At 63.1% G+C, this 2,437-nt stretch carries 4 protein-coding genes and 1 pseudogene; all 5 read left to right on the top strand.

Features of this window, described 5'->3' with window-relative positions:
- A pseudogene (locus tag Q7T84_RS13730) lies at positions 1-95 on the top strand (short-chain dehydrogenase); the annotation flags it as partial.
- 11 nt (positions 96-106) lie between these two features.
- Positions 107-709 (top strand): 2-hydroxychromene-2-carboxylate isomerase, encoded by a 603-nt coding sequence (locus Q7T84_RS13725; protein ID WP_304809850.1) that lies wholly within the window; start codon positions 107-109, stop codon positions 707-709.
- Positions 710-1,044: 335 nt separating this feature from the next.
- Positions 1,045-1,260 carry a DUF2188 domain-containing protein gene (locus Q7T84_RS13720; protein ID WP_304809847.1) on the top strand — a complete coding sequence of 72 codons (216 nt, stop codon included), beginning with the start codon at positions 1,045-1,047 and terminating at the stop codon, positions 1,258-1,260.
- A gap of 66 nt (positions 1,261-1,326) precedes the next feature.
- A complete protein-coding gene (locus Q7T84_RS13715) occupies positions 1,327-1,593 on the top strand; it encodes a hypothetical protein (protein ID WP_304809845.1) in 267 nt (88 codons plus the stop codon).
- 315 nt (positions 1,594-1,908) lie between these two features.
- Positions 1,909-2,437, top strand: a 529-nt coding sequence (locus tag Q7T84_RS13710) for a TonB-dependent receptor plug domain-containing protein (RefSeq protein WP_304809843.1), incomplete at its 3' end; no start/stop codon positions are given.

Here is a 2,437-nt window from a genome sequence, read left to right as displayed (position 1 = left end):
AGGAGATCGCCACGAACTATGTGTGGCTCCACAAGCAACACCGCTCGGCCTGGACGCATGAACTGGACCTGCGCCCCTGGTCCGAGAGCTGGTGAGAGAGGACATCATGGGAAAGACCGTCGAGTTCATCTTCGATTTCGCCAGCCCCAACGGCTACATGGCCCACTGCGTCCTGCCCGACATCGCCAGGCGAACCGGAGCGGAGATCAAGATCACGCCCTGCCTGCTGGGGGGGCTGTTCAAGCTGACCGGCAACCAGGCGCCGATGACCGCCTTCGGCGACATCAAGGGCAAGCTGGCCTATGAGGGGCTGGAGACCCGCCGCTTCATCGCCAAGCACGGCCTCAGCCAATACCGGCACAATCCGCACTTTCCGATCAACACCCTGCTGATCATGCGCGGACTAATCGCCGCACGCCGAATGGGCGTTGAAGGCCCCTACACCCGCGCGGTCTTCGCCGGCATGTGGGAGCGCGGCCTGAAGATGGATGACCCCGCCGTCGTCGCCCAGGCGCTGACCGACGCCGGGCTCGACGCCCGCGCGCTGCTGGAGGCCACCCAGGACCCCGAGGTGAAGGCCGAGTTGATCGCCAACACAGAGGCCGCGGCTGCTCGCGGAGCCTTTGGGATCCCCACCTTCTTCGTTGGCGACGAGATTTTCTTCGGCAAGGAACGACTAGGTCAGGTGGAAGAAGAACTGGCGTCTTAAAGACAGAACGACACGATCAATCTCCAGTAACTGCGGATCAGTTTTCAGCGATCGATATTAAATCGAACTGGACTGATCCGTAGGCTTTCACCGCCTACATCAACACACGAATTCGCGCCCAATTCGGCCGCTGGATTCAGCGAAATTTTCGGCGATGCCGGCGAAATCGGACCGCGTTCGGCCGAAATACGCAGACTTCTTCGCCCATTACCTATAGATGAATGACATTCGCCCCGACGTTCCAGGAGTCGCGCGTCAGCGCGCGCCCGAAGGCGTGGGATTTTGCCGCTGTCGCGCCTGACGACGCGCCGGCGTGGACAGAAGGAGTTTTCCGCATGGCCATCAGAGACTCAGCCGACCGGGCCATCTTCACCGTGGCGCGACATGACGGCCGTTGGGCTGTCGAGCACGGCGGCGAGTATTTCGATCACACCATCGACAAGGAAGAAGCCAAGGCCGCCGCCAACAAACGCGCTCGCGCGGCGCAGGACGCAGGCCGGCCATGCCAGGTGCGCGTCACCGGCGAACACGGCTTCTTCGCCGCCGCATAACCACTAGTCCCATAAGCCTAGGCGCGGGGGTCCCGTGGTTCGGCTCACTCAGTAGGAGCCTTGATAATGAACCCCGAGTTGCCCGTTCGCCGCCCAGTCCCTCCACGTGGCTCGCTCGCCACGAAGTTCTCCGGGGAGATCGAAGCCGCGATTCTGGCCGGCGTCGAACGCGAGGCGATGACGCTGCGCCTGACGCTCCGCGACGCATCCAACATCCGCCGCGACGGAGAGATTCCGGTTCAGGATCTGAGCTTCACGGGCGGCGAGATGCGCCTGTTGAACGTCAAGGTCGTGACCGGCGGCGTTGATGTGAGCAAGCTCGACCTCGGGTAATCAGTCCCAAAGACGATCGGCCGATCAGGTCCCAGCGGGCCTGTTCGGCCGATGACCTCGCAGGTGTGCGATCGGCGCCACAGGTGCTGTGGCGCCCCCTTTGCGCCAACGAAACCCCACCAAGCCCAATCCAACTAAGGCGTTGCGCCGTCGCGCGACGTCCAAACCCAGCTATACCTTTGTCGACACTACACTTTTTGACGCCACAATGGTGCTGGACAGCCCCCTTCGCTGAGTGACTACCCTTCCGTCGTAACACCCATGCCGCGCATCTCGTCGGAGATCGCCGAGCATCGGGGACAGAGGGAGGACATCATGGCGTATCACCATCGCGGGTCCGCGACCCAAGTGAGTCTGCTTGCTCTCATCATGGCGCTGCCGGCCGGACAGGCCCTGGCGCAATCCGCCGTCGAAGAACTCGTGGTCACCGCGCGCAAGCGCGACGAGGCGCTGATCGACGTGCCGTTCTCGGTCAATGCGCTCAGCGAAACCAAGATGCGCGAACGCGGCGCGACCAATATTGAGGAACTCTCGCGCAACATCGCCAACTTCACGGTGCAGAATCTCGGCCCCGGTCAGAGCCAGGTCGCGATCCGCGGCATCTCGGCCGGCCAGATCGTCCGCGACCAGCCAGGCGTGAAGGAACAGGTCGGCGTCTATCTCGACGAGTCGGTGATCTCGCTGTCGCTGTTCACGCCGGACATCGATCTCTTCGACCTGAACCGGGTCGAGGTGCTGCGCGGCCCGCAAGGCACGCTCTATGGATCAGGATCGCTATCTGGCACCGTCCGCTACATCACCAACCAGCCGACCACCGCGGGGATGGAAGGCGCCGTCGAGGCCA

Origin of the sequence: Phenylobacterium sp., assembly GCF_030654915.1 — a bacterium.
GTDB lineage: Bacteria > Pseudomonadota > Alphaproteobacteria > Caulobacterales > Caulobacteraceae > Phenylobacterium.
The sequence above is the reverse complement of the archived record's forward strand: the minus strand, read 5'-3'. Positions and strand labels throughout refer to the sequence as shown.